Source organism: Pseudomonas sp. 05T35, from assembly GCF_056396605.1.
This window is the reverse complement of sequence record NZ_JBFTLU010000424.1, coordinates 1-3,971: the sequence shown is the minus strand read 5'-3', so window position 1 is coordinate 3,971 and position 3,971 is coordinate 1. Positions and strand designations below refer to the sequence as shown.

Here is a 3,971-nt window from a genome sequence, read left to right as displayed (position 1 = left end):
CTTTCATGCCGGCCGTGGTGCTGGGTGTGATCTTCGCCAATATGATCCACAAATACCTGTTCAACCCGATCACCGTGGCGACGGCGCTGGTGGTGGGCGGGGTCATCATGTTGTGGGCTGAGCGTCGCGAGCACACCGTGCACGCCGAAACTGTCGACGAGATCACCTGGAAAGATGCCCTGAAGGTCGGTTTTGCCCAGTGCCTGGCAATGATTCCCGGCACTTCGCGCTCCGGTTCGACGATCATCGGCGGCTTGTTGTTTGGCCTGTCGCGTAAGACCGCCACCGAGTTTTCGTTCTTCCTGGCCATGCCGACCATGGTCGGCGCCGCGGTGTACTCCGGCTACAAGTATCGCGACCTGTTTCAGGCCGCTGACCTCCCGGTGTTCGCCATCGGCTTCGTCACTGCGTTTATTTTCGCGATGATTGCGGTCAAGGGCTTGCTCAGGTTCATCGCCAGCCACAGCTATGCTGCGTTTGCCTGGTACCGGATCGTGTTCGGCTTGTTGATCCTGGCGACCTGGCAGTTCGGTTGGGTCGACTGGGCGGCGGCTACATCATGATTGAGCCACGCAATGGGCGCGGGATTCAAAACCCGCGTCTCAAAGGCCTGGTGTTCCTGGTGCTGTGCGCCTTGCCGGCAATTGGCTCGATGCTTATGTGGTGGCGCGGGATTTCGCTGATTCCGCTCGCGGCCTATGGGATTGTCAGCCTGCTGGCGTTCCTCCTGTACTGGCACGACAAGCGCAAGGCCCGGGCAGACAGCTGGCGTACACCGGAAAACGTGTTGCACGCAATCGAACTGGCCGGTGGCTGGCCGGGCGCCTTGCTTGCCCAGCAAGTGTTTCGGCACAAGACCCGCAAAGTGTCCTATCAACTGGTGTTCTGGATCATCGTGCTGCTGCATGAGGTGTTCTGGATCGATCAGTTGTTTCTCGACGCCGGCCTCTTCAGGCTGTTTTAAAGCAGCAACCCGACCTGCACGCGCTTGGGCAACTTGCTCACCACCAGTTGGTGAGAACGTTGCAGCAAGCCTTGCAGCTCCTCGGCGCCAAGTGGGTAGGGCGTTTGCATGATGATCCACTGCGCCCTTGCCAGATAGGGCGCAGGCCCGATGCCCGGGCGATCGACGTGCCCCAGAAACAGCTCTTTATCGACCTTGAACGCCAATGATTCACCCCGCAGGTTTTGCAGGGCAAACATCTTGTTTCCAGCCACTGAAAACACCCGCACGCCACCCCATTTGTAATCCTCTTGCGCGCCGGGCAGTGCCAGGCAGAAACGCGCCACGTCTTCTTCAGTCATTGGCTTAACCTTCATAACAATCGATCCCCGCAGGCTTTGAATGATTCGGTCAAATGGTCGATCCAGGCGCGCACCGCCGGCAGCAAACCGCGCCGATGAGGGTAAACCGCCAGCAGCCAACCGCCAGGCAGCGACCACTCGGGTAGGAGTTGCACCAGCGAGCCGTTTTCCAGTTCTTCTTCGCAGTACATCATTGGCAGCAGGGTGAAACCAAGACCTGCAAGCACGCAGGCCTTGCGTACGATAAAATCATCGATCCCCAGTCGCGCTTCCAGCGACAGGTCATAGCTCTTGCCGTGAGCGTCGAGCATGCGTACGTGCACCATGCGATCAGCTTCCAGAGCACCGAGTACTGGAACCTGCTTCAGGTCTTCCGGGCTGTTGATGGGATGCTCGCGTATAAAGGCCGGGCTGGCGATCATCACCATTTGCGCCTGGCGCAAACGTCGGGTGACCAGCAGCGGGTCTTCATCACCCAGTTCTCGCACTCTCAAGGCGACATCGAYGCCTTCGGTCACCAGGTCRACCCGGCGGTTGAGCAATTGCATCTCCAATTGCACTTGAGGGAAACGTTCCAGAAACGAGCTGATGACCGATGGCAAAAATTCATGAGCCAGCCCAACGGGGCAGGAGACCCGCAACCGCCCTCGGGGTTCGCTGGACATGCTGGCGACGGCCTCGTCGGCCATTTCGGCCTCCAGCAGCATTGCCTGACAATGGCGCAAATAGCGCTCGCCGACAGCGGTCAGCTTGAGCTGGCGGGTGGTGCGCTGGAGAAGGCGGGCACCCAGACGCTCTTCAAGTTCGGCGATACGCCGCGACAACCGCGACTTGGGGATGCCCAACACGCGCCCGGCAGCGGCGAAACCGCCGGCTTCGACCACTTTGGCGAAATAGTAAAGATCATTGAGGTCTTGCATGGTGCTACTCGATTGTCCTATCAGTGGGACGAACTATCGCATTGTTGCTGGCTAATCAGCTATTGGTTTCGTCTGTAGGATTGTCTCCATCAGATCGCCCGGTGGCGATCCTCACTTGGAGATCCCACATGAAACTCTTGCACATTGATTCGAGCATCCTTGGCGACAACTCTGCTTCCCGTCAGCTGAGCCACAGTGTCGTCCAGGCCTGGAAAACCGCCGAGCCTGCTGCCGTGGTGACCTACCGCGACCTGGCCAGCGATGCCATCAGCCATTTCTCTGCCGCGACGCTGGTCGCTGCCGGGACCACCGCCGAGTTGCGTAACGCCGCACAACAGCACGAAGCCGACCTGAGCGCTTCGACCCTGGCCGAATTCCTCGCTGCCGATGCCGTCGTGATCGCCGCACCGATGTACAACTTCACCATTCCGACCCAACTCAAGGCCTGGATCGACCGCATTGCCGTTGCCGGCCAGACTTTCCGCTACACCGAAGCCGGCCCTGAAGGCCTGTGCGGCAACAAGAAAGTCGTCGTGGTGTCGACTTCTGGCGGTATGCACCTGGGTCAGGCGACTGGCGTAGGTCATGAAGAGTACTTGAAAGTCATGCTGGGCTTCATGGGCATCACCGATATCGAGTTCGTCCGCGCCCATGGCCTGGCTTACGGTGACGACGTTCGCAACAAAGCCATGAGCGACGCTCAGGCGCACATCAGCGAGCAATTGTTCGCAGCCGCGTAAGGCTTGCGTAAAGAGTTAAAAAGCTCAGGCAATACCCACTAGACTCTGTATCCTGATCGTCGTAAAACGATCAGGTACGGAGTCTTTTTGTCTCTGTTTCAAAAGCGCTGTCGTTTCAGGTGTTGGCCCAGGTTATGCAGTCTCGGGTTATCGGCCCCGTTCTGCGTAGACCTTGAAAAAAGTGGCAAACACCGACACAAGGCTCTAAGTCCAAGGGATTGGCGGAAAACGGGTATTCCAATCAGGTAACAAGGTGGAGCATCCCATGATGCGTCTTTGTGCAATGTTACTGATTTGCCTGCTCAGCAGCCTGAATTCAGTGCAAGCCGCGCCTGCGCCGCACCTGCATTGGAGCGTTGGCTACCATGAGCTGACGTTTCTCGATCCGCTGGATTTACAGCCCATGCGGGCCATCGCCTTTTACCCGTCGACCGGCATCGAGCATTCAAGCAAGCTCGAGGGTTATCAAATCCAGGCGACCGAAGACGCAAGGGTCGCGATTGGGCGCTTTCCGATGTTGATGCTCTCCCACGGCAACATCGGCACCCCACTGGCGTTGCATGACCTTGCCACATCGCTGGCACGCAAAGGCTTTGTGGTGGTGGCGGTGATTCATCCCGGCGACAACTCCAAGGACCACAGCCGACTCGGTACGCTTAGCAACCTTTATGGCCGGCCGATCCAGATTTCCGAAGCCATCACCGCCACCCTGGCCGACCCCATGCTGTCGCCGTTCGTCAATCCTGACGAGGTCGGGGTGATCGGTTATTCGGCCGGTGGCGAAACGGCGTTGATTCTTTCGGGCGCCACGCCGGACCTGAATCGTTTACGCCTTTACTGTAAAGAACGCCCTGACGACGGAGACGCCTGTAGCACCAACGGTGAACTGATTGTCGACCGCGATGACTTGCAACCCGTCGCTGACCCACGGGTTCACGCGCTGTTACTCATGGCGCCATTGAGCCTGAAGTTCGGCCGTCATACCTTGGCCGGTGTGCATGTGCCG

6 protein-coding genes are annotated in these 3,971 nt (G+C 58.6%); 4 read left to right on the top strand and 2 right to left on the bottom strand.

Annotation, left to right across the window (positions count from 1 at the left end; all coding sequences use genetic code 11):
- A partial coding sequence (locus AC1DH9_RS24435; protein ID WP_477808926.1) for an undecaprenyl-diphosphate phosphatase occupies positions 1-563 on the top strand: 563 nt, incomplete at its 5' end.
- Positions 560-964 carry a DUF1294 domain-containing protein gene (locus AC1DH9_RS24430; protein WP_427540028.1) on the top strand — a complete coding sequence of 135 codons (405 nt, stop codon included), beginning with the start codon at positions 560-562 and terminating at the stop codon, positions 962-964. The genes AC1DH9_RS24435 and AC1DH9_RS24430, both read left to right, overlap by 4 nt.
- On the opposite strand, the gene AC1DH9_RS24425 is transcribed toward AC1DH9_RS24430, so the two are convergent.
- Both AC1DH9_RS24425 and AC1DH9_RS24420 read right to left on the bottom strand, forming a co-directional pair.
- A complete protein-coding gene (locus tag AC1DH9_RS24425; RefSeq protein WP_427540031.1) occupies positions 961-1,305 on the bottom strand; it encodes an MmcQ/YjbR family DNA-binding protein in 345 nt (114 codons plus the stop codon). The genes AC1DH9_RS24430 and AC1DH9_RS24425 overlap by 4 nt on opposite strands.
- Before the next feature lie 11 nt (positions 1,306-1,316).
- On the bottom strand, positions 1,317-2,225 hold the full coding sequence (locus AC1DH9_RS24420; RefSeq protein WP_477808925.1) for a LysR substrate-binding domain-containing protein: 909 nt from the start codon (positions 2,223-2,225) through the stop codon (positions 1,317-1,319).
- Positions 2,226-2,353: 128 nt separating this feature from the next.
- Here AC1DH9_RS24420 and AC1DH9_RS24415 point away from each other — a divergent pair, with 128 nt between their 5' ends.
- The gene (locus AC1DH9_RS24415; protein ID WP_427527929.1) at positions 2,354-2,965 is read left to right on the top strand and encodes an FMN-dependent NADH-azoreductase; all 612 of its coding nucleotides are present in this window, start codon (positions 2,354-2,356) and stop codon (positions 2,963-2,965) included.
- A 265-nt stretch (positions 2,966-3,230) separates the two neighbouring features.
- Positions 3,231-3,971: alpha/beta hydrolase family protein (locus AC1DH9_RS24410; protein ID WP_477808924.1), on the top strand; the 741-nt coding region annotated here is incomplete at its 3' end.